The 22,011-nt window shown below is 64.5% G+C and carries 21 protein-coding genes; 13 read left to right on the top strand and 8 right to left on the bottom strand.

Annotated elements, in window-relative coordinates; genetic code table 11:
- The first annotated feature begins 59 nt into the window (after positions 1 to 59).
- Positions 60 to 779, top strand: coding sequence for a two-component system response regulator (locus tag Q8J98_RS09600; RefSeq protein ID WP_305184010.1), 720 nt, complete (start codon positions 60 to 62; stop codon positions 777 to 779).
- 66 nt (positions 780 to 845) lie between these two features.
- Here the strand turns inward: Q8J98_RS09600 and Q8J98_RS09595 are convergent, their stop codons facing one another.
- The gene (locus Q8J98_RS09595; protein ID WP_305294143.1) at positions 846 to 1,562 is read right to left on the bottom strand and encodes a GNAT family N-acetyltransferase; all 717 of its coding nucleotides are present in this window, start codon (positions 1,560 to 1,562) and stop codon (positions 846 to 848) included.
- 143 nt (positions 1,563 to 1,705) lie between these two features.
- Here Q8J98_RS09595 and Q8J98_RS09590 point away from each other — a divergent pair, with 143 nt between their 5' ends.
- Complete coding sequence (locus tag Q8J98_RS09590; RefSeq protein ID WP_305184012.1) at positions 1,706 to 1,840, top strand: hypothetical protein; 135 nt, start codon at positions 1,706 to 1,708, stop codon at positions 1,838 to 1,840.
- Positions 1,841 to 1,887: 47 nt separating this feature from the next.
- Here Q8J98_RS09590 and aspS read toward each other — a convergent pair whose 3' ends face one another.
- On the bottom strand, positions 1,888 to 3,855 hold the full coding sequence (gene aspS, locus Q8J98_RS09585; protein ID WP_305294142.1) for an aspartate--tRNA ligase: 1,968 nt from the start codon (positions 3,853 to 3,855) through the stop codon (positions 1,888 to 1,890).
- A gap of 186 nt (positions 3,856 to 4,041) precedes the next feature.
- Here aspS and carB point away from each other — a divergent pair, with 186 nt between their 5' ends.
- Entirely contained in the window at positions 4,042 to 7,374 is a 3,333-nt protein-coding gene (gene carB / locus Q8J98_RS09580; RefSeq protein WP_305294141.1) for a carbamoyl-phosphate synthase large subunit, read from the top strand.
- Between the two features lie 182 nt (positions 7,375 to 7,556).
- Here the strand turns inward: carB and thyX are convergent, their stop codons facing one another.
- Positions 7,557 to 8,471: an FAD-dependent thymidylate synthase gene (gene thyX / locus Q8J98_RS09575; protein WP_305294140.1), complete on the bottom strand. Its 915-nt coding sequence runs from the start codon at positions 8,469 to 8,471 to the stop codon at positions 7,557 to 7,559.
- 172 nt (positions 8,472 to 8,643) lie between these two features.
- Here thyX and Q8J98_RS09570 point away from each other — a divergent pair, with 172 nt between their 5' ends.
- From Q8J98_RS09570 to Q8J98_RS09560, 3 genes are read left to right on the top strand one after another with little or no spacing between them, the layout of a single operon-like run.
- A complete protein-coding gene (locus Q8J98_RS09570; protein WP_305294139.1) occupies positions 8,644 to 9,570 on the top strand; it encodes a thymidylate synthase in 927 nt (308 codons plus the stop codon).
- A gap of 7 nt (positions 9,571 to 9,577) precedes the next feature.
- Positions 9,578 to 10,957 (top strand): hypothetical protein, encoded by a 1,380-nt coding sequence (locus Q8J98_RS09565; RefSeq protein ID WP_305294138.1) that lies wholly within the window; start codon positions 9,578 to 9,580, stop codon positions 10,955 to 10,957.
- A gap of 55 nt (positions 10,958 to 11,012) precedes the next feature.
- Complete coding sequence (locus Q8J98_RS09560) at positions 11,013 to 11,441, top strand: VOC family protein (RefSeq protein WP_305294137.1); 429 nt, start codon at positions 11,013 to 11,015, stop codon at positions 11,439 to 11,441.
- A gap of 74 nt (positions 11,442 to 11,515) precedes the next feature.
- Here Q8J98_RS09560 and Q8J98_RS09555 read toward each other — a convergent pair whose 3' ends face one another.
- The 3 genes from Q8J98_RS09555 to Q8J98_RS09545 all read right to left on the bottom strand — a co-directional run bounded on the left by Q8J98_RS09555 (position 11,516) and on the right by Q8J98_RS09545 (position 12,806).
- Positions 11,516 to 12,013 carry a MarR family winged helix-turn-helix transcriptional regulator gene (locus tag Q8J98_RS09555; protein ID WP_305294136.1) on the bottom strand — a complete coding sequence of 166 codons (498 nt, stop codon included), beginning with the start codon at positions 12,011 to 12,013 and terminating at the stop codon, positions 11,516 to 11,518.
- A 123-nt stretch (positions 12,014 to 12,136) separates the two neighbouring features.
- Complete coding sequence (locus tag Q8J98_RS09550) at positions 12,137 to 12,409, bottom strand: succinate dehydrogenase assembly factor 2 (RefSeq protein ID WP_305184020.1); 273 nt, start codon at positions 12,407 to 12,409, stop codon at positions 12,137 to 12,139.
- The gene (locus Q8J98_RS09545) at positions 12,393 to 12,806 is read right to left on the bottom strand and encodes a helix-turn-helix transcriptional regulator (protein ID WP_305294134.1); all 414 of its coding nucleotides are present in this window, start codon (positions 12,804 to 12,806) and stop codon (positions 12,393 to 12,395) included. The genes Q8J98_RS09550 and Q8J98_RS09545 overlap by 17 nt, the downstream gene beginning before the upstream one ends.
- 84 nt (positions 12,807 to 12,890) lie before the next feature.
- Between Q8J98_RS09545 and Q8J98_RS09540 the strand changes: the two genes are divergently transcribed.
- Both Q8J98_RS09540 and Q8J98_RS09535 read left to right on the top strand, forming a co-directional pair.
- A complete protein-coding gene (locus Q8J98_RS09540; protein WP_305294133.1) occupies positions 12,891 to 14,093 on the top strand; it encodes a pyridoxal phosphate-dependent aminotransferase in 1,203 nt (400 codons plus the stop codon).
- A gap of 33 nt (positions 14,094 to 14,126) precedes the next feature.
- Positions 14,127 to 14,543 carry a hypothetical protein gene (locus tag Q8J98_RS09535; protein WP_305294131.1) on the top strand — a complete coding sequence of 139 codons (417 nt, stop codon included), beginning with the start codon at positions 14,127 to 14,129 and terminating at the stop codon, positions 14,541 to 14,543.
- Positions 14,544 to 14,620: 77 nt separating this feature from the next.
- On the opposite strand, the gene Q8J98_RS09530 is transcribed toward Q8J98_RS09535, so the two are convergent.
- Both Q8J98_RS09530 and Q8J98_RS09525 read right to left on the bottom strand, forming a co-directional pair.
- Complete coding sequence (locus Q8J98_RS09530) at positions 14,621 to 15,979, bottom strand: MATE family efflux transporter (protein WP_305294129.1); 1,359 nt, start codon at positions 15,977 to 15,979, stop codon at positions 14,621 to 14,623.
- A 136-nt stretch (positions 15,980 to 16,115) separates the two neighbouring features.
- Complete coding sequence (locus Q8J98_RS09525) at positions 16,116 to 16,718, bottom strand: cyclopropane-fatty-acyl-phospholipid synthase family protein (protein ID WP_305294128.1); 603 nt, start codon at positions 16,716 to 16,718, stop codon at positions 16,116 to 16,118.
- A 117-nt stretch (positions 16,719 to 16,835) separates the two neighbouring features.
- Here Q8J98_RS09525 and Q8J98_RS09520 point away from each other — a divergent pair, with 117 nt between their 5' ends.
- From Q8J98_RS09520 to Q8J98_RS09500, 5 genes are all read left to right on the top strand, one after another.
- Entirely contained in the window at positions 16,836 to 17,495 is a 660-nt protein-coding gene (locus Q8J98_RS09520) for a glutathione S-transferase family protein (protein WP_305294127.1), read from the top strand.
- On the top strand, positions 17,492 to 17,830 hold the full coding sequence (locus tag Q8J98_RS09515) for an arsenate reductase family protein (protein WP_305294126.1): 339 nt from the start codon (positions 17,492 to 17,494) through the stop codon (positions 17,828 to 17,830). The genes Q8J98_RS09520 and Q8J98_RS09515 overlap by 4 nt, the downstream gene beginning before the upstream one ends.
- A gap of 94 nt (positions 17,831 to 17,924) precedes the next feature.
- Complete coding sequence (locus tag Q8J98_RS09510; RefSeq protein ID WP_305294125.1) at positions 17,925 to 19,130, top strand: hypothetical protein; 1,206 nt, start codon at positions 17,925 to 17,927, stop codon at positions 19,128 to 19,130.
- A gap of 461 nt (positions 19,131 to 19,591) precedes the next feature.
- Positions 19,592 to 21,547, top strand: a complete 1,956-nt coding sequence (gene parE / locus Q8J98_RS09505; RefSeq protein ID WP_305294124.1) for a DNA topoisomerase IV subunit B — start codon at positions 19,592 to 19,594, stop codon at positions 21,545 to 21,547.
- Positions 21,540 to 21,908: a hypothetical protein gene (locus Q8J98_RS09500; RefSeq protein WP_305294123.1), complete on the top strand. Its 369-nt coding sequence runs from the start codon at positions 21,540 to 21,542 to the stop codon at positions 21,906 to 21,908. Before parE ends, Q8J98_RS09500 begins: the two co-directional genes overlap by 8 nt.
- Positions 21,909 to 22,011 lie beyond the last annotated feature (103 nt).

Here is a 22,011-nt window from a genome sequence, read left to right as displayed (position 1 = left end):
TTTACCGTCGATTAGCCATTGATGCGCTTTGATCGCAAGAGGTGATTCCGGAGGCACACATGGGCGACGACATTTCTGCAATTCTGGCAGGCCGCGCCGCCAGTGCTGAACGCCCGCTGATGGGGCTGACGGTACTGGTGGTCGAAGACAGCCGTTTTGCCTGCGAGGCGATGCGGCTTTTGTGCCTTCGTTCGGGGGCGCGCATTCGCCGTGCCGATTGTCTGCGCTCGGCGCATAGGCACCTGCAAACCTACCGCCCCGCGGTGGTGATCGTCGATCTCGGGCTGCCCGACGGGTCCGGGGTGGAACTCATTGCGGACCTCGCGGCGCTGCCGGACAGCAGCACCGTTTTGCTCGGATGCTCGGGCGAGGCGGCAGGCGAAGCGGCAGCCTTGGCCGCAGGGGCAGACGGATTTCTGCTCAAACCGGTCGAAAACCTCGCAACCTTCCAAAGCCTAATCCTTGGCGCGATGGCACCTGCGCTGCGCCCGCAGGGGCTTGGCGCGGTTTCCGACGCTATCGTGCAGCCTGATCCGCTGGCACTACGCGATGATCTGGCGCATGCTGTCGAGCTTTTGGGTAAGGCAACCGACGCTGCCACCATCGCCTATGTCAGCAATTTCCTTGCCGGAATCGCGCTTGGCGCGCATGACCCGGCGCTGAAGGCTGCGGCAAACGCGCTGGCCGAGGCGCAGCACAAGGGCAAGGGAACCGGGCCCGGGCTTGCACGGATTTCGGGGCTGGTGCGGGATCGGCTGGCTACGGGCGCGGCGTTCTGAGCGATGCGCGCGCGGGCGACGCGCCGCACCCAAACCGGCGTCAGATGCAGCCTTTGCAGCGCGCGTTCAGCCGCGCGCCGGGTCGCGCGCTGCAAGAATTGGCCGTGTAAGGTCGCTCAGCCGCAAGATCTGGCCACCGTCCGCGTCGAAATTCCGCGGCTCAAGCCAGCTCGCATAGGCGGCCCGCAGTACCGGCCACTCGGCGTCGATCGCCGCAAACCACGCGGTATCGCGGTTTCGGCCCTTGTAGATGGTCGCCTGCCGAAACACGCCCTCGTAGCTCAGCCCCAGCCGTTCGGCCGCGCGGCGCGAGGGCAGGTTCAGCGCGTCGCATTTCCATTCAAAGCGCCGGTAGCCCGCATCGAATGCCCAGCCAATCATCAGCAGCATCGCTTCGCTCGCGGCGCGCCTGCGTTGCAGCCGCGCCGCCATATTGATGTGGCCAAGCTCGATGCTGCCCACCTCGGGGCTGATCCGCAGGAACGCCTGCATCCCGCCGATCAACCCGGTGTCGAGGTCGCGGATCGCGTAAAACAGCGGATCCGTGCTTGCCGCCATATCGCCAAGCCAACGGATGAAACCCGCCTCCGAGGCGAAGGGACCATAGGGCAGGTAGTCCCAGACGCTGTCATCCTCGCGATAGGCGGCGAAAAGCGCATGCGCATGGGCTTCGGGGTCAAGCCTTTCGAGCCGGGCATAGCGCCCCTCGATCTGCGCCGGGCCGGGCCGCACCGGAGCTTTCCACTCAGGCAACGTTGCCCCGAATACCTTTTGCGCCTGCATCTTGCCCCTCCGGATTCGCGCGACCCTAGCGCAGCGCGCTGCGCGGCGCAAATGTCCGCAAATCGGCACAAGGGCTCCGCAAACCTGCCGCAATCGGCACTGACACTGGCACCAGTTGGATCAAACCGAAGGAGACCGCCACCATGTCCAAACGCCTTCGCAGGATCGTTGAAAACGAGCGCCTGACCCGCGCAACGCATTGGACCGTGTTCAGCTTCGGTGTGCTGACGCTGGCCTTTTCGGTGCTCGCAACTGCGGTCAAGGCTTTCGGGGCCTGAACCGCCTTTGCAGGGGGCCACGCCGTTTCGGTGGATATCGGCCAGACTCAGTCCTTCGGCACCGGGCGCAGGCGCAATTCGCGCAATTGCTCATTCGTCGGCTCTGACGGTGCGCCCATCATCAGATCTTCCGCCCGCTGGTTCATCGGGAACATGATGACCTGCCGGATGTTGGCCTCATCAGCCAACAGCATCACGATGCGGTCGATGCCCGCGGCACAGCCGCCGTGCGGCGGCGCGCCAAAGCGAAACGCCTTGACCATGCCGCCGAACCGCTTTTCGACCTCGGTCGCGGGGTAACCCGCCAGCTCGAATGCCTTGAACATGATCTCGGGCTTGTGGTTGCGGATCGCGCCAGAAATCAACTCATAGCCGTTGCAGGCCAGATCATATTGATATCCCAGCACTTTCAGCGGGTCACCCGAAAGCGCCTCAAGCCCGCCCTGCGGCATCGAAAAGGGGTTGTGCGAAAAGTCGATCTTGCCCTCGTCGGTTTTCTCGTAAAGCGGGAAATCGACGATCCAGGCGAATTTGAAACAGTTTTCTTCGGTGAGCCCCAATTCGCGGCCAATCTCGCTGCGCGCGCGGCCTGCGACGGCTTCGAACTGTTCAGGCTTGCCGCCCAGGAAAAAGGCCGCATCGCCCTCGCCCAGACCCAGTTGCTGGCGGATCGCCTCGGTGCGCTCCGGGCCGATGTTCTTGGCAAGGGGGCCGGCGGCTTCGAATTCGCCAAAATAGGCACTCATCAAAAAGCGCGCGCGTTCAATATCTCCGGAAACAAGCGCGCCACTAACCTTCTCGGCTCCTTCCTTTTTCGTTTCTTCAGCGATCAAGGGCGCGAGCAACTCACCCAATGTCGCAGCGTCGGGGTCTTGGCCCATCAAGGCGCGCACAATTGGTTGAATGCGGGCATCTTTCTCTTCGCCGCCCTTTTCCCGCCAGAAAATATACCCCATCCCCGGCAGCCCCTGCTGTTGCGCAAAGGCGTTCATCCGGTCGCAAAACTTGCGGCTGCCGCCCTTTTGCGCGGGAATCGCGCGCACCTCGGTGCCTTCATTCTCCAGAAGCTTGGCGAAGATCGCAAAGCCCGAACCGCGGAAATGGTCAGAAACTACCTGCATCTTGATAGGGTTGCGCAAGTCGGGCTTGTCGGTGCCGTACCACTTCAGGCTGTCGGCAAAGGAAATGCGCGCCCAGGCGGCATCCACCCTGCGGCCGCCGCCGAATTCCTCGAAAATGCCCTGAATCACCGGCTGGATCGCGGCGAACACGTCTTCCTGGGTCACAAAGCTCATCTCGAGGTCGAGCTGGTAGAAATCGGTGGGCGAGCGGTCGGCGCGCGGGTCTTCATCGCGAAAACACGGGGCGATCTGGAAATAGCGGTCAAACCCCGCCACCATGATCAGCTGCTTGAACTGCTGCGGGGCTTGCGGCAGGGCGTAAAACTTGCCAGGGTGTAGCCGCGATGGCACCAGAAAATCGCGCGCACCCTCGGGGCTGGAGGCGGTGATGATCGGCGTCTGAAATTCGGTAAAACCCTGCGACCACATGCGGTTACGCATGCTGCGCACAACGTTGGAGCGCAGCATCATGTTGGCGTGCAACCCTTCGCGGCGCAGGTCCAGAAAGCGGAAGGCAAGCCGGGTTTCCTCGGGGTAGTCCTGATCGCCGAACACCTGAACCGGCAATTCGTCCGCCGGGCCAAGCACCTCGATCTCGCGCACATAGACCTCGATCTCGCCGGTTGGGATCTTGGGGTTGATCAGGCTGGCATCGCGCAGCTTTACCCCGCCGTCGATGCGGATCACCCATTCGGCGCGCACCGCCTCCAGCGCCTTGAAGGCAGCCGAATCGCCATCGCAGATCAGTTGCGTGACACCGTAATGGTCACGCAGGTCGATGAACAGCACACCGCCGTGGTCGCGCACCCGGTGCACCCAGCCCGACAGGCGCACATCTTGCCCTCCATGGCCTTTGTTCAGATCGCCACAGGTGTGGCTGCGATAGGCATGCATGGACGTCCCCTTCCCGAGGCGTAGGTTTCGCGCCGATGAAGCGCGACAGCGCGGCGAAGTCAAGCATCGGCGCTGCGGCAGCCTGCGGAAAACCGGTCTGCGCCGTGCGGGCGCGGCCTTCGGCCCTTGCGCCCATGCCGCACATGTCTATAACGCGGTCAATTTGCGCCGCCGAAGGGGTCCGTCATGCCGAAGAGAACCGATATCAAATCCATTCTCATCATCGGTGCCGGGCCAATCATCATCGGCCAGGCCTGCGAGTTCGACTATTCGGGGGCGCAGGCCTGCAAGGCGCTGCGCGAAGAGGGCTACCGGGTCATTCTGGTGAACTCGAATCCCGCCACGATCATGACCGACCCGGAAATGGCCGATGCCACCTATATCGAGCCGATCACCCCCGAGGTCGTTGCCAAGATCATCGAAAAGGAACGCCCCGATGCGCTTTTGCCGACGATGGGCGGGCAAACCGGATTGAACACCTCGCTAGCGCTGGCCGATATGGGTGTACTGGAAAGGTTTAACGTTGAACTAATTGGCGCAAGCCGCCAAGCCATTGAAATGGCGGAAGATCGCAAGCTGTTCCGCGAGGCGATGACCCGGATTGGGCTGGAGAACCCGAAAGCCACTATCGTCGCCGCACCGAAACTGGCAAGCGGCAAGTATGACATCAGCGCGGGCGTCGCCGAAGCGCTTGCGGCTATCGAACATGTCGGCCTGCCCGCGATCATCCGCCCCGCCTATACCCTCGGCGGCACCGGCGGCGGCGTTGCCTACAACCGCGACGATTACGAGCGCATCTGCCGCTCCGGTCTTGATGCCAGTCCGGTCGCGCAAATCCTTGTCGACGAATCGCTGCTTGGCTGGAAAGAATTCGAGATGGAGGTGGTGCGTGACAAGGCCGATAACGCGATCATCATCTGTTCAATTGAAAACGTCGATCCGATGGGCGTGCACACCGGCGATTCGATCACCGTCGCCCCGGCGCTGACGCTTACCGACAAGGACTACCAGATCATGCGCAACGGCTCGATCGCCGTGCTGCGCGAGATCGGCGTGGAAACCGGCGGCTCTAACGTGCAGTGGGCAATCAACCCAGCCGATGGCCGCATGGTGGTGATTGAAATGAACCCGCGGGTGTCGCGGTCTTCGGCGCTCGCTTCGAAGGCTACCGGCTTCCCGATCGCCAAGGTCGCGGCAAAACTCGCGGTGGGCTATACCCTCGACGAGCTCGACAACGACATCACCAAGGTCACGCCCGCAAGCTTCGAGCCGACCATCGACTATGTCGTGACCAAGATCCCGCGTTTCGCCTTTGAAAAGTTCCCGGGTGCGAAGGCAGAATTGACCACCGCGATGAAATCGGTGGGCGAGGCAATGGCTATCGGGCGCAGTTTTCACGAATCTGTGCAAAAGGCACTTGCCAGCATGGAAACTGGCCTTTCTGGTTTTGATGAAATCGAGATTGAGGGTGCGCCAGAGAAAGCTGCCATCATCAAAGCCATCTCGGCGCAGACCCCCGACCGCTTGCGGCTGATCGCGCAGGCCATGCGGCATGGTCTGTCAGATGCAGAAATCGAACATTCGACCGCCTATGACCCGTGGTTTCTTGCCCGGATAAGAGAAATTATCGAACAAGAAGCCGAAATTCGCCGCGAGGGCCTGCCGCTCGCTGCGGATGGCTTGCGCAAACTGAAGATGATGGGCTTCACCGATGCCCGGCTCGCCCAGCTCACTGGCCGCGACGAGGGTCAGGTGCGTCGTGCGCGCCGAAATCTCGGTGTGCAGGCGGTTTTCAAGCGCATCGACACCTGCGCGGCCGAGTTCGAGGCGCAGACGCCCTACATGTATTCCACCTATGAGGCACCCGCGATGGGCGACGTGGAATGCGAGGCGCGGCCGACGGCGGCAAAAAAGGTGGTGATCCTCGGCGGCGGCCCGAACCGCATCGGCCAGGGCATCGAGTTTGATTACTGCTGCTGCCACGCCTGCTTCGCGCTGACCAAAGTCGGCTACGAGACGATCATGATCAACTGCAACCCCGAGACGGTCTCGACCGATTACGACACCTCTGACCGGCTCTATTTCGAACCGTTGACCCTTGAACATGTTCTGGAGATCCTCCGGGTCGAGCAGGAAAACGGCACCCTGCACGGGGTCATCGTGCAATTTGGCGGGCAAACGCCGCTCAAGCTTGCGCGCGCACTCGAAGCCGAGGGAATTCCGATTCTCGGCACCACCCCCGACGCGATCGACCTGGCCGAAGACCGCAAGCGCTTCCAGAAGCTTCTGAACGACCTTGGCCTCAGGCAACCGGTCAACGGCCTTGCCAGTACCCGCGACGAAGCCTTTGATATTGCAGGCCGCATTGGCTACCCGCTGGTGATCCGCCCATCCTATGTGCTGGGCGGCCGCGCCATGGAGATCGTGCGCGACGATGCCCAGCTTGAGCGCTATATCCGCGAGGCGGTGCGCGTGTCCGGCGACAGCCCGGTGCTTCTCGACTGTTACTTGTCGAACGCGATCGAGGTGGATGTGGATGCGCTCTGCGATGGCAGATCGGTGCATGTGGCGGGGATCATGCAGCATATCGAAGAGGCGGGCGTGCATTCCGGCGACAGCGCCTGCTCGCTTCCCCCGCACACGCTTTCGGCCGAAATCGTGACCGAGATCAAGAAGCAGACCGAGGCGCTGGCGCTGGGGCTGAACGTCGTCGGCCTGATGAACGTGCAATTCGCGATCAAGGACGGGGTGATCTATGTGCTCGAGGTGAACCCGCGCGCCAGCCGCACCGTGCCTTTCGTCGCCAAGGCCACCGACAGCGCCATTGCCTCAATCGCGGCGCGGCTGATGGCGGGCGAGCCACTGGCGAACTTTCCGCATCGCGCCGCCTATCCGGCGGGTGTCGGCCCCGATTCAACGCTTCCGCTCGCCAATCCGATGACCCTGGCCGATCCCAACACGCCGTGGTTCTCGGTGAAGGAGGCGGTGCTGCCTTTCGCGCGCTTCCCCGGCGTCGATACGCTTCTGGGGCCCGAAATGCGCTCCACCGGCGAAGTCATGGGCTGGGACCGCAACTTCGCCCGGGCGTTCCTCAAGGCGCAGATGGGGGCCGGGACGATGCTGCCAGAGGCGGGTCGCGCGTTTCTTTCGGTGAAGCAAATGGACAAGACCGCCGAACTGGCCGAGGCCGCGCGCAGCCTCGTCTCGATGGGATTTTCACTGATCGCGACGCGGGGCACCGCGAGCTTCCTCGAGGCGAACGGGGTGGCGGCGGAGGTGGTCAACAAGGTCTACGAAGGTCGGCCGAACATTGTGGACCGGCTGAAAAACGGCGACATCCAGCTGGTGATGAATACCACGGAAGGAAGCCAGGCGGTGTCGGACAGCCGCGATATTCGCGCGGTCGCGCTTTATGACCGCATCCCCTATTTCACCACGGCGGCGGCCAGTATCGCTGCCGTCGCGGCGATGAAATCGCGCGGTGAGGGGGAGATTTCGGTGCGGCCGTTGCAGGCGTAAGGCGGCGCGTTACACGCGTGTTAGCTTTGCTAATGCGTTGATTTTGCGGGATTACAGGAATTTTGTTAAGGGTTTGGAAAGGGTCTTGCGCTCGCCAGCCGGCGCTGGTGAGCCGCCAGAGGCCTAAAGCCAGAGATACCTGAACGCCGCCGAGGGCGCGAATTTTGGGCAATGCGGCTGGCCTATGGGGCTACCCCCCACTCCCCCTGAAACTCGCGCCATTCGCCCTTGCTCATGCCGCTATCTTCCTGCGTCACCACCTCGCCGCGCAGGCGACGTTGCAACACTTCTTTCGCCCGCGCCGACAGCGTCATGCCGCCCAGCCGGTAATCCTCGAACGCGCCGTAGGCCAAGGGAACCCAGGCCTTGGTGATCTCGCCCATCTTTTCGGCGTAAACCCGGATTTCGTATTGCGCGTGGGTATCGGCGCGCAGGCGCAGAAAGTGGAAGAGGTTGTGCAGGTCGGTCTTCCAATACCATTGGGTATAGGTGTTCATCGGCAGGTTCATCCGCGCCAATTCGCGCGCGAGGCCCTTCTGCCCTTCCTGGCTCAGCATGCTTTCGTAATGGTCGAAATTGCGCATCGCATCATCGCGCAGGGTATCAAGCACGCGCTGCGCCTCGTCGCCCTCAAGCAGCGCACCACGACCCTGATTGTTCACCACCGATTGCGCCGCGAGGTTCTCCGGTGCCGGTATGTAGAATTCACGGTCGAGAATGGAGTAGCGGGCGGAATATTCGTTGACGTTGGCGGTGCGGTGCCGGATCCACTGGCGGGCGACGAAAACCGGCAACTTGACGTGAAACTTGACCTCGCACATCTCGAACGGGGTCGAATGCCAGTGCCGCATCAGATAGCGGATCAGCCCCTTGTCATCGGTCACCGCCCTGGTGCCGCGGCCATAGGAGACGCGCGCGGCCTGACAGATCGCGGCATCATCGCCCATGTAGTCGATGACCCGCAAAAGCCCGTGGTCGAGCACCGGATAAGCTGTGAAAAGCTGCGCCTCCATGCCGGGCGAGACGGCGCGCAGTGTCGGGCGCGAGGTGGCACGGGCCTCGGCAATTTCAGCGGCCTGTTCGGGGGTAAGCGGCATGGAGCCCTCCGGGGTGCGAGAATCGGTGCCACTTTAGCGAGGTTCCGCGCGCGCCGAAACCGCGATGAGCGTTGCGCGAAGGACTCACAAGATTAAGGTCGTGGCGCGACACATTGACTGATTTCAATAATTTCGGCACAGTAACGGCGATTTTCGGGCTCTGGAGTGCACAATGTCAAGATTTTGGCTGCCTTTGGCGCTGGCCGCCGCGCTGGCATCGTGCAGCACCGATGAAGACACCGGCGGTGGTGGTGGTGGTGGCACCGGTACCAGCCCGGCCACCCCGGCCGCGCTGAAAGTGAATGTGAATGCCATTGCCTTTGACGGCGTCACTTTGCAGGTGAACATCTCCTCGCTCGATTCAACACCGCTGCTGGTGACCTACACCCGCGACCCAAGCCTTGATGTCGGCGGCTACCTTGCCTTCCGGATTCAGGAGGACGCGCTTGACCGGCTGTTCATCGCCCTTGCCGGGGAAAGCGCCGATGGCGCGGTGCGCGCCGTCACCGTGGGCGATGGCGGCCAGTTCAACCGCTACTTTGCGGGCGGCATTTACGAACGGGACGGCGATTTTCTGCGCCCGGCGACCGGCTCGGGGCCGGGGGCGGGGCAGGTTTCCTATGCGGGAAGCTATGCTGCGGTGACCAATGTGGATGTGCTGCGCGGCGGCCCCACCGATGTGGCAATTGCGGTGCCGGGTGGCACCGAACCCGCGCTGATCCCGGCGCAACCGGCGCGGGTTTCAGGCGATATCTTCCTCAACGCCAACTTCGCCGACGATTCGGTGAACGGCGCAATCGTCAACCGGGTGATCGTCGATGATGGTTTCAGCCTTGATGACGTGATCCTTGTTTCAACCGCGATCGCCGCCGATGGCAGCTTTTTCGGCGGTGCCGAATACAACGACGCCAACAACACCCCGATCGGCAGCTATGGCGGCCTGTTCGGCGGGGTCGGGGCCAATTCGGTCGCGGGCCTTGTCAACCTTGAGGAATTCGAACCGGCCTGGCAGAACGAACGCGAGCACGGCATGTTCGTGCTGACCATGTGCGGGCCGAACAACGCGCTGCCGATCTGTTCGCTTGTCGCGGGCCCCTGAAACCGGAATGCTCCGGAAACGCCTCGCCGCAGCAGTATTCGCCGCCCTTGTGGTGCTGGCACCGGCTGCCGGGGCGCGGGCGCAGGGGGCGGCGCAGATAGCGGCGCTTGCCGCGGCCAGCGAGGGGCGGCCGCAAGAGGCGCTGGCCCTGGCGCGGGCGCTTCTGCTCGAAACCCCCGGCGATGCCTTTGCCCATTATGTGATCGGCACGGTGATGCTCTGGCAGGGGCAGTCGGCAGAGGCGATGCAGGCGGGCGCGCGCGCCTTTCATGCCGCGGGCAGCAAGGTGCAAAGGCACGAATCCGCGCGGCTGGTGGCAAGTGCTGCGATGCAGGCCGAAAAGCCCTTGCTGGCGCGCTACTGGCTGCGCCATGCCGCCTCCACCGCCCCCGATGCGCAGCGCCGCGCCGGAGCCGAGCGCGCGCTGGCGCAGTTGCGCGCGGCTACCCCCTGGAGCGCCGGGCTGCGCTTTGGCATCCAGCCCTCGAGCAATGTCAACGCCGGTGCAAGTTCGCGGCTGAACGTGATCGAGGGGGTGCCGCTGGTCGGCGTACTCAGCGATGCGGCACTGGCGCTGCCGGGGCTTGTCGGCACGCTTGAGGCACGGCTCGGCTATCGGTTGCGCGCCGATGCCGACAGCCAGACCGAGCTTTCGGCGCGGCTTTATCTGCGCGCGGTCGAGCTTTCCGGCACGCCGACCACCACGACCATGGGCCCCTCGGGTGCCATGGTCGAAACCGAGATCGCCAACAGCAGCCTTGCCGCGGGCTCCGCCGAGCTTGGCCTGCGGCACAGTTTCGCCGCCTCTGGAAACGCCAGGATCGGGCTTGACCTCGGGCTGGGGCGGGCGTGGTCGGCGGGGGCCTTTGCCTATGATTACCTGCGCCTTGGGGCAGATCGCGGCCCGGTCGCGGCAGGGGTGTTTTACGGTGCCGGTTGGGAATGGCGCAGCGCCGCCGATCCGCGCCGCGACCAGACCATTGCCACGCTGCGCGGTGGCTGGCGCGGCGCATTCGCCAACGGCGACAGGCTGGTGCTCAGCCTCGGCCTGCGCCATGTCGCAAGCGAAAGCGTCAATGCCCGCGGCAGTTCGGCTTCGGCAGAGCTGAGCTATCAACCGGCGCGGCAGTTCGGCCCGGCGGCGGTTACCGCGAACTTCGGGCTGAGCTATGCCGATTACCCCGATTACACGCTCGGCTTTCTCGCGGTGCCGGGCGGGCGGCAGGAAACCCTCGGCTTTGCCGAGCTGGAACTTTGGCTGCCCGACAAGAGCTATGCCGGGTTTTCGCCGCAGATCAAGCTGCGGGCGCTTGAAACCCGGTCCAACGTGTCCAGCTTCGCGCGGCGCGAGCTGTCGCTCAGCATCGGTTTCCGCTCCAATTTCTGAACGGTTCCCCGGCGTGGCAAAGCTCGCTAGACTGGTAGCAAAGAAGGAGAATGTCATGCCGCTGCGCTATCTTCATGTCATGGTCAGGGTGCTCGACCTTGAAGCCTCGATGGCGTTCTATGCGCTTTTGGGGCTCAAGGAGGTCCGCCGCTCCGACAATGCGGCGGGCCGCTTCACGCTGGTCTATCTCGCACCACCCGGGCAGGAGGACGCGGCGCTGGAACTGACCTTCAACTGGGATGGCGATCCCGGCCTGCCCGCCGACAGCCGCCATTTCGGCCACCTCGCCTACGGGGTCGATGATATCTACGCGATGTGCGCCCATCTGGCGGCCAATGGCGTGACCATCAACCGCCCGCCGCGCGACGGCCGCATGGCCTTTGTGCGCAGCCCCGACAATATCTCGATCGAGCTGCTGCAAAACGGCCCGGCGCTGAAACCCGCCGAACCCTGGGCCAGCATGGGCAATACCGGGCATTGGTGACACCGCGCCCCCGAAGGTCTTCTTCAATGCATAAGTACCCCCGGGGGGTGCGGGGGGCGGGAAGCCCCCCGGCTTCAGTAGATGTAGCGGATCTGGTCTGACCAGTAGCGCTCCATCCGCCGCAGCGACAGGTTCAAGGTGTCGATCGCGTCGATGCCGAGCACGCCGCGCGCCTCCATGCCTTCGGCGTGGCGGGTGAACAGCGCCGCCACCGCATCGCGCAAGCCGCGCCCCTTGGGGGTCAGCCGCACCCGCACCGAACGGCGGTCGATTTCGCAGCGCTGGTGGTGCATGTGCCCGGTTTCCACCAGTTTTTTCAGGTTATAGCTGACGTTCGAGCCCTGGTAATAGCCGCGCGTCTTGAGTTCGCCCGCCGTCACCTCGTTTTCACCGATATTGAACAGCAAAAGCGCCTGCACGGCGTTGATTTCCAGTATCCCGAGCCGCTCGAACTCGTCCTTTATCACGTCGAGAAGCAGGCGGTGAAGCCGCTCGACCATCGCCAGGCTGTCGAGGTAGCCTGACAGCAACCCCGACCGCGGGGCTTCCATCACTGGGGTCTGCATCGTCATCAATCTCTCCGTCTTTCGCTGCCCGAGGCGAAACTGGGGCCAAAAAGCCAAGTTTCGGTTAAGCCGCGCGAAATTCGGGGCAAATGCGATCTATTTTGGCTCGCCGGTTCTGGCGGCCGGATATCAGCCGGCGCTGACGTTGGCGCGGGCGAAAACCCTGATCTCGTCGATCAGCGCCGCGTAGCGCTGCGGCACCGGCATGGCGGCGGTGATCCAGGGGTAGATATCCTGGTCCGCCTCGGCCAGAAGCGCCTCGTAAAGCTCCAGCTTCTCGGCATCGAGCCCGGCCAGATGCGCTTCGGACCAGCGCCCGAAGATCAGGTCCATTTCCTTGATGCCGCGCCGCCAGCTGCGCATGGTCATCCGCTTCAGCCGTGCTTCAGGCGTTTCGGTCATCGCTCTTGCCCCCTGCTGCGGTCAAAGTCTCCTCGAGCCGCGCCAGCCGCCCGTCCAGATCGGCCACCGAGCTGCGTATTTCGTGCAACGATTGCAGCGCGGCGGCATTGGCGCGCGCCGTCTGTGTACCGCTGCCCGGGGGGCCGTCAAGTCCGTCTCCGCGCCCGGCAAGCAGCCACATCAGCGACACATTCAGCATTCCTGCAAGCATTTGCATCCGGTTGGCGCGCGGCTCGGTGGTATCGCTCTCCCAGGCTTGCACCGTGGTGAGGCGCACACCGAGGCGCGTGGCAAGCGTCTTTTGTGACATGCCCGCATTTTCGCGCGCCGCGGCGAGCCGGTCGCCAAAGGTTGCCACTTCGGCGCTGAACCATTTTTCGGGGGTTTCCGCATCCATGCCGGTGTCCTCTTCCTGCTTGATCGGTACCGCGCGCAAGCCTATGACATGGCTCCGGCAGATACAAACCGGAGTTCCCCCAAAATGGCCTTTTTGTCCGATACGCTGGCCCGCGTGAATCCTTCGCCGACCATCGCTGTCACCAACAAGGCGCGCGAACTGGCCGCCGCCGGGCGCGACATCATCGGCCTTGGCGCGGGCGAGCCGGATTTCGACACGCCGCAGAACATCAAGGATGCGGCAAAGGCGGCGATCGATGCGGGGCGGACGAAATACACCGCCGTGGATGGCATTCCCGAATTGAAGGCGGCGATTGTCGCCAAGTTCAAGCGCGAGAACGGCCTTGAGTACACGGCCGCGCAGATCACCGTCGGCTCGGGCGGCAAGCAGGTGCTTTACAACGCGCTGGTGGCGACGCTGAACCCCGGCGACGAGGTGATCATTCCCGCGCCCTATTGGGTCAGCTACCCCGACATGGTGCTGCTGGCGGGCGGGGTGCCGGTGTTCGTCGAAGGGCCGATGCAGACCGGCTACAAGATCACCGCCGAGCAGTTGGAGGCGGCGATCACGCCACGCACCAAATGGCTGATCTTCAATTCGCCCTCGAACCCCTCGGGGGCGGGCTATTCTGCGGCGGAGCTGAAGGCGCTGACCGATGTGCTGCTGCGCCACCCGCAGGTCTGGGTGATGACCGATGACATGTACGAGCACCTCGCCTTTGGCGATTTCAAGTTTGCCACCCCCGCCGCGGTGGAGCCGCGGCTTTACGACCGCACGCTGACCTGCAACGGCGTGAGCAAGGCCTATGCGATGACCGGCTGGCGGATCGGTTATGCGGGCGGGCCCGAGGTGTTGATCAAGGCAATTGCCAAGGTGCAGTCGCAATCCACCTCGAACCCCTGTTCGATCAGCCAATATGCGGCGGTCGAGGCGCTCAATGGCCCGCAGGACTACATCGCAACCAGCCGGGCGGCGTTCGAGCGGCGGCGGAACCTCGTGGTGGCGGCGCTGAACGAGTGCCCCGGCATCCGCTGCCCGATGCCGGAGGGGGCGTTTTATGTGTACCCATCGATCGCGGGATGCATCGGCAAGACCTCGGCGGGCGGCGTGAAAATTGCTGATGACGAGGCCTTTGCGGCGGCACTTCTGGAGGAAACCGGGGTGGCGGTGGTATTCGGCGCGGCCTTCGGGCTATCGCCGAACTTCCGCATCAGCTACGCTACCTCGGACGCGGCGCTCAGCGAAGCCTGTGCGCGGATCAAGCGTTTCTGCGAGGCGTTGCGCTGAACGAAAGGCCCGGAACGGGCGAACGGGGGACAGATGTCGGGTGATCTGCCGGACTATTACTTTCGCATCCGCGAGAATGGCGCGGCGGTGTTTCGGGTCGATACGGAAAACCGGCAGCGGCGCATCGAGATGGAGCAGATCGCGATCATCAACGTGCGAAACGGCGAGATCAAGCCGCATGGCGACCGCGCGCTGAGCGGGGCCGACACGGCGGCCTGCCGCGACTGGCTGGAACGGCGGGTCGCACTTCTGGCGGCGCGCGACATCGACGACATTCTGCGCGCGGTCGATGCGATGAACCTGACCACGCAATGGGCGCAGGCCAAGGCCACCGATGCGCAGCTTGAGGAAGTCACCGACGCGCTGTTGCTGGCGATGCACGATCTGCGCTCGGTGCTGGTGCGCAAGAAGGCCGAGCGGTTGTTGCAGGGTGGGGCAGCCGAGACCTGAGCCGGAGGCCAGGGGCCAGCCCCAGGACCCCCGGGGTATTTCAGGCAAAGAAGAAGTGCCGGGTCGCGCGGCGATGGCTAACGCGCAAGCCGCCCGCGCCAGAACCGCGCCATCAGCAGCGTTGCGGCGCAGGCAAGCCCCACCACCAGCCCGAACCAGAGCCCGACCCCGCCAAGGCCGAGCGGAAACGCCAGCACATAGCTTGCCGGAATGCCGATCAGCCAGTAGCTGATCGAGGCGAGCCACATTGGCACCCGCGTATCCTGCACGCCGCGCAAAAGCCCGAGCGCCATCACCTGCATGGCGTCGAACATCTGGAAAAGCGCCGCAACGGCAAGCAGTTTCGCGCCAAAGGCGATGATCTCGGCCGAGCCGGGCTTGGCGGCATCGAGAAAAAGCGCCACCAGGGTTTCGGGCATGGCAAGAAACAGCGCCACCCCCACCACCGCGACGGCAAGCGACAGGACGGTGGCGGTGAGCGCCGCATCGCGCAAGGCCCGCGTATCGCGTGCGCCATCGGCGCGGCCAACACGCACGGTGGCGGCGTTGGAAAGGCCGAGGTGCACCATGAAGGTGAGCGCGGCAAGTTCAAGCGCGATGCCATGCGCCGCCAGCGCCGCCACGCCAAGCCAGCCCATCATCAGCGCCGAGGCCTGAAACAGGCCGCCTTCGGCAAGCCCGGTCAGCCCGATCGGCAGGCCAAGCCGGAACACCTTGCGCATCGCCTGCCAGTCGGGCCGCCAGAAGCGGTGGAAAAGCTCGAATTGCCGCAGCGCCGGTTGCCAGCCGGCATAGGCGGCCAAAAGCGCCATGCCGGTTATCTGCACCGAAAGCGTCGCGATTGCGGCACCCTGCACGCCAAGTTCGGGCGCGCCCCAGTTGCCGAAGATCAGCATCCAGTTGAGGCAGAAGTTGAGCGCGACACTGACCAGCGTCACCGCCAGCACCACCTGGGTGCGCTCGAATGCGGCCAGGTAGCTTTTGAGCACCATGATCAAGAGCGCCGGGACCATGCCGAAGCCCGCGATGCGCAGATATTCCTGCGCCAGCGCCGCGACATCGGGCTGCTGCCCGGCGGCCAGAAGAATCGGCCCCGACCACCACATCAGCGGCATCACCGCGATGCCGTAAAAGCCCGAGAGCCAGAGCCCCATCCGGGTGTCGCGGCGCACCTGGGTGGTGTCGCCCGCGCCGAGCGCCGAGGAGACCAGCCCCATCACCGCGATGCCGAAGCCCGAGCCAAGGATGAAGACGATGAAGAAGGCCGAGGAGCCGAGCACCACCGCCGCCAGCGCGCTGACGCCATACCAGCCAAGCATCACCGTATCGGTGACATGCAGCAACATCTGCGCAAGGTGGCTGGCAATGAGCGGACCGCCGAGCACCAGAAGCGCGCGGGCATGGCCAGGGTAGCTGAGGGGGGCGCGGGCGCTCATCCGGTTTGATTAGCTGCGGCGCAGGGCCGAGGCAAGCCGGGCGAAGTAAGCTGACGCCGGGGCACGCCCTGACGGGGAGGTGCTGCGGCGGGGCCGCCCTTGGCGCGGCGGCGGCGGCCTTGGCAGCGGCCCCGGATCAGGGTTTGCGCGCCACGAAATCCACCAGCGCGGCGCGGCCTTGGTGCCCTTCGCCCTCGTCCAGGTCGGCGTCGTAATCGGCCGCGTGCTCGATCTGCCAGCCGGGGAAAGCCGCGCGCAGAAGCTCGAGCGTGTAGAGCTGCGCCGGGGCGCGCGGGCCGCCCGAGCGGTTGCCAAGCTGGCGGGGGGCGAAGCCGTGCAGCAACACCCGGCCACCGGGGCGCAGGGTTTGCGCCATGCCGGTGAATATCCGGTCGCGCAGGGCGGGCGGGGCGAACTGGATGAAGACCCCGAAAACCGCATCGAAGGCATCGGCCTGCCACTGCCAATCCTCGATCCGGGCGAGGTGAAACGCCGGGGCGGGGGTGATGCCCTCGGCCAGTGCCCGCGCCTTTGCCAGCGCCGTTTCCGAGCTGTCAAAGGCGGTAACATGGTGGCCAAGGCCGGCCAGATGCGCGGCATTGCGCCCTTCGCCTTCGGCCACCGAAAGCAGCCTTGAACCGGGGGCGAGCCGTGGTGCCAGGCGCGCGACGAAGGCGGCAGGCGCGGTGCCGAACAGATAGCCCGCGCCCGCGAAGCGTTCATTCCAGCCTGAGTTCATCGTCCACCCCTTTTCCTCTGGCCAAGTATCTCGTCCGCTGGCGCGATGCGCAAGCGGCTGCCTCTTTTCATTGCCGCGCCAAAGCGGCAGGATACGGGCAACCATCAGGGGGCTTTCATGCTGACGCTTTACGGGATCTACCGCTCGCGCGCGACGCGCAACATCTGGCTTCTGGCCGAATTGGGGGCAAGCTACCGGTTTCAGCCGGTGATTCAGGGATACCGCCTGCCCGACCCGGCAGCGAAGGACGCGCCCCTGAACACCACCTCGCCCGCGTTCCTTGCGATCAGCCCGGCGGGGGCGGTGCCGGTGCTCGACGACGACGGCTTCGTGCTGAGCGAGTCGCTGGCGATCAACCTCTATCTGGCGCGCAAGTTCGGCGGCACGCTGGCCCCCACGACCGCGCAGGAAGATGCGCGGATGCAGCAATGGGCGCTTTACGGGGTAAGCTCGATCGAAGGCCCGGCGCTTGATATTTCCTACGCCTATGCGCGCGGCGAGGACAAGACCGAGGCGGGCCGCGCGGTGATTGCGGCGGCGGCCGAGAAGTTGCAGCGCCCCTTCAAGGTGCTGGAAGCGCATCTTCTGCGCCAAGTCCAGATGGTTGGCGGGCGCTTTACCGTGGCCGATATCAACATGGCCGAAATGGTGCGCTACGCGCAGGCGCATGCGCCGCTGATGGATGCCTTTCCGGCGGTGAAAGGCTGGCTTGCCGCCTGTCAGGCGCGCCCGGCCTTCAAGGCGATGTGGGCAAGCCGGCTGGCGGAACCTGCATGAGCGGCGAGGTCACGCTTTACGGCATTCCCACCTGCGACATCTGCAAGAAGGCCGAGAAGGCGCTGGTGGCGGCGGGCTATGCGGTGCGTTTTCGCGATGTGCGTGCCGCGCCTTTGGACGAGGCCGAATGGGCCGAGTTGCTGGTCGAGTTCGGCGACCGGCTGGTGAACCGCAACTCGACCACCTGGCGGGGGCTGAACGACTGGATGAAGGCCGCCGAAGCCGATGCGCAACTGATCCGCCACCCCACGCTGATGCAGCGCCCGGTGCTGCGCGACCGCAGCCGCATGACGCTTGGCTGGGACGCGAAGGCGCAAGGCCTCTGGGGGCTCTGAGCGGGCGGCCGCTACGGGTAGCCCTAAACCTTCCGATCGGCTATTCTGGAAGCGCTGCAAGAAGGAGGTAGCGCATTCCAGGGGGGAGAAAGGCATGCGAATTCTTCAGTTTCGGAAGATCGTCTCGGTCGTAGCAATTCTCGCATTCGGGTCGGTTCCGGCAATCGCCCAGGATATGAGGCAGGCCATTGCAGCGGCACTCGAAACGCTCGGCGCGGGCTTCGAGGCCGGCGATCTGGCAGATTTCAATGCGGCGCTCGCCGCAGCACCCGCCGGGGTAAGCGGCGATACCTTCGGGCACCTGCTTTTCACCCGGCGGCAGTTTGACAAGGCGGCGTGGTTCTTTGGCACCGACGCGCTCGCCGACCCCGACGATGCGGCGAGCCTGAACAACATGGCAGCGATGCTGCTGGAGACCGCGGCAGCCGGGGCGGGCGCGCCAAGCTGGGCGCGGCCCGCACGCCTTGCCGCCGAAGCCGCGGTGGCGTTGCACCCGGAGGTTGCTGCCTACAACAACACGCTTGGCAATGCCGCCCGCGCGCAAGCCGACTGGGGCGCGGCAGTGGAGGCGGCCGGGCGCGCGACCGAGCTTGCACCCGACGAACCGCTTTACTGGGCCAACCTCGCGCGCGCGCTCGATGCTGCGGGCGATCCGGCGGCGGCGGCGGCGGCCTTGGCGCGCGCCCATGCGCTCGAACCGAACGGCGTGCCGGCGCTGCTGGCGGCCCGCACCCTGCCCGCTATCGGCACCGCCTACCGCGCGCAGCTCGGGCAAAGTTGCAAGGTCAATTTCCGCTGTCAGGAAATCTGTCCGCGCTCGATCATTGGCGGGCTTATGTCGGTCACTTGCGAAATCGAGAATGCCTCGGCACAAATGGCCTGCCAGGCGGGCGAACCCTATGCCACGGCCTATGATTGCCGCGAAGAGCTGCCCGAATACGGCATCCTCATTCCCGGCCTCAATGCCGGGTTTTCGCTCGCGGTACCGGGGTTTTCGGTGCATGTGCTGGTGAATGGCGAAGGCAAGGTCGATGTGCGCGCCGAGGCCGGGATCAGCGCCGGGCCACTTGGCGGCTATCTTCGCGGCGATGGGCATTATTCGCCCTCGAACGGCGCAAGCTTCGACAATCTCGGCGGCGGGGTGCGGGTCAGCATTCTGCCTGGCGCGGGGTCGAGCGAGGCGGCGCGGATTGCCTCGGCGCTGGGCCACCCACCGGCGCATATCGAAATGGAAACGCTCGACGGCGGCCCGGCCAAGGTGAATATTGAAACCTACAATGCCGGGGTGATCTCGTTCTAGGGGCCGCTGAATTGGTTCCGCACTGCACCTGATACCGGAAACGTTCCGGACCGGACGCCGGTTCGGGCGGATCAGGAAAAGCCCTGCTTTCCCCGCCCGTGTCGACCAGGCTTCAAAAGGGCCGTCGCCGCGCGCGCCACGAAAGGTCAGCGCCTGCCCTGGCGGGCGAGAAGCGCCCGCCGCGCCCTGGCCGGAGGCACGCCTGCGGCGTGACGGGGGCGGGTGCTGGCCGGGGGCTTTGGGCCCCCAGCCGCGACACCCCGGCGCGCGGCGCTTGGCCCCGGCGATGGCCTCGGCCAGGGCAGTCGTAGCAAAAACAGCTTCCTTCTTAGGGGTCAGCAACAGGTCATGTCATGGCTTCTTCAGCAACCTGCCAGGGGCTGGCGGCAGGGGCAATCAAGCGGTTGCCCCCGCGCCCCGGTTCAGCCACAATATGCGGCAATCAGAGCCGAGCAGGTGCCATGCCCCACGACCTTCTTTCCGCCCGACCGGAAACCTATGACGCATCCTCTATCGAGGTGCTGGAGGGGCTGGAGCCGGTGCGCAAGCGCCCGGGCATGTATATTGGCGGCACCGACGAGCGGGCGCTGCACCACCTCGTGGCCGAAATCCTTGACAATGCGATGGATGAGGCGGTGGCGGGGCACGCCAGCCGCATCGAGGTGGAGCTTGCCGCCGACCATACCGTGACCGTGCGCGACAATGGCCGTGGCATGCCGGTGGATGCGCATCCGAAGTTTCCCGGCAAGTCGGCGCTGGAAGTGATCTTGTGCATGCTGCATTCGGGCGGCAAGTTTTCGGGCGATACCTACCAGACCTCGGGCGGGCTGCACGGGGTTGGCGCGTCGGTCGTCAACGCGCTTTCCGATGCGATGGTGGTGCAGGTGGCGCGCGGGCGCGAACTTTGGGAGCAGCGGTTTTCGCGCGGGCTGCCGCTGGGACTGATCGAGCGCATCGGCACCGCCCCGAACCGGCGCGGCACCACGGTCAGCTTTCATGCCGACGAACAGATTTTCGGCCACAACCGGTTTCGCCCGGCACGGATGCTGAAGCTGGTACGCTCCAAGGCCTATCTGTTTTCCGGGGTGGAAATTCGCTGGAAAAGCGAGATCGCCGAGGGCGATACGCCGATGGAGGCGGTTTTCCACTTTCCCGGCGGTCTGGCCGACTACCTTGGCGAGCAATTGCAGGGGTGTTCGAACTACGCCGAGCGGCCTTTCGCGGGCAAGGTCGGGTTTGCGGAAAAGTTCGGGGTGCCGGGGTCGGTGGAATGGGCGATCAACTGGACACCTTCGCGCGACGGCTTCATTCAAAGCTATTGCAACACCGTGCCGACGCCCGAGGGCGGCACCCATGAGGCGGGTTTCTGGGCGGCGATCCTCAAGGGCATCCGCGCCTATGGCGAGTTGGTGAAGAACCGCAAGGCGGCCGAGATTACCCGCGACGACCTCGCCCTGGGCGGCTGCGCGCTGGTGTCAACCTTCATCCGCGAGCCGGAGTTTGTCGGCCAGACCAAGGACCGGCTCGCCAGCGCCGAAGCCGCGCGGCTGGTCGAGGGCGCGGTGCGCGACCATTTCGACAACTGGCTGGCGGCAGATACCCGCAGCGCCGGGGCGATTCTCGATTTCCTCGTGCTGCGTTCCGAAGAACGGCTGCGGCGGCGCCAGGAAAAGGAAACCGCGCGCAAGACCGCAACGAAAAAGCTGCGCCTGCCCGGCAAGCTGGTCGATTGTTCGGCCACCAACCGCGAGGGTACCGAGCTTTTCATTGTCGAGGGCGACAGCGCCGGGGGCAGCGCGAAAATGGCGCGCGAGCGCAAGAATCAGGCGTTACTGCCGCTGCGCGGCAAGATCCTGAACGTGCTCGGCGCGGCCAGCGCGAAGATGGGCGACAATGCCGAAATCGGCAACCTCAGCATGGCCCTTGGCGTGGGGCTTGGGGCGAAGTTCAGGCTTGATGATCTGCGCTATGAAAAGATCATCATCATGACCGATGCCGATGTGGACGGGGCGCATATTGCGGCGCTTCTGATGACCTTCTTCTTTACCCAGATGCGGCCCATGATCGACAAGGGGCACCTCTACCTCGCCTGCCCGCCGCTCTACCGCCTCACCCAGGGGGCCAGGCGGATGTATGTTTCCGACGACGCCGAGAAAGAGGCGGCGCTGGCGAAGGGCCTCGGCGGCAAGGGCAAGATCGACGTGCAACGCTTCAAGGGCCTTGGCGAAATGGACGCCAAGGACTTGAAGGATACCACGATGAACCCCCTGACGCGCAAGCTGATCCGGGTGAGCATTGACGATGAGCTTGGGGGTGAGACGGCGGAACTGGTGGAGCGGTTGATGGGGAAAAAGCCGGAATTGCGGTTCCAGTACATTCAGGAAAATGCGCGATTCGTGGAGGAGTTGGATGTTTAAGCGAATTTTCGAAAAACTGTCCGGCGAAAAGCGCCCAGAAGTCGAAATGCAGACAAGCGCTATTGAAGCAGTATATCAGGAGCTTGAGAAATACGAACTCCTGTATCGCGCTGCTGGCGTTGACCTACGTTTTCGCAGAATTGCGTCGGAGCAGGTTGTTAGCGACCTTCACAACCTCTCGGGCCACGTCCCAACAACGGTGCAGTTGGTTCGAGTTTTGCAGCAAAGCCAAGTCGCTAGAGGAATCGCCGATGCAATTGACACTGATCTTATTGAAGACGGGAAACGGATGGTTCAATCAGCGCGCGAACAATACCAATCAGCTAAGGAACGTCTGAAAAACCTGCCACTTTCCGCCTGATCTGATAGGCTTGGGCATCCCCACGAGGAGGCTTGCCGATGCTGAAACAACCCGCCTTTCCCGGCCTGCGCGATGCGATGAAGAAGAAGGTGACACGGCGCGA

The organism is Phaeovulum sp. (assembly GCF_030684035.1).
Classification (GTDB): domain Bacteria; phylum Pseudomonadota; class Alphaproteobacteria; order Rhodobacterales; family Rhodobacteraceae; genus UBA6213.
Note: the sequence above shows the minus strand (reverse complement) of the source record. Positions and strands in the feature narration are given on the sequence as shown.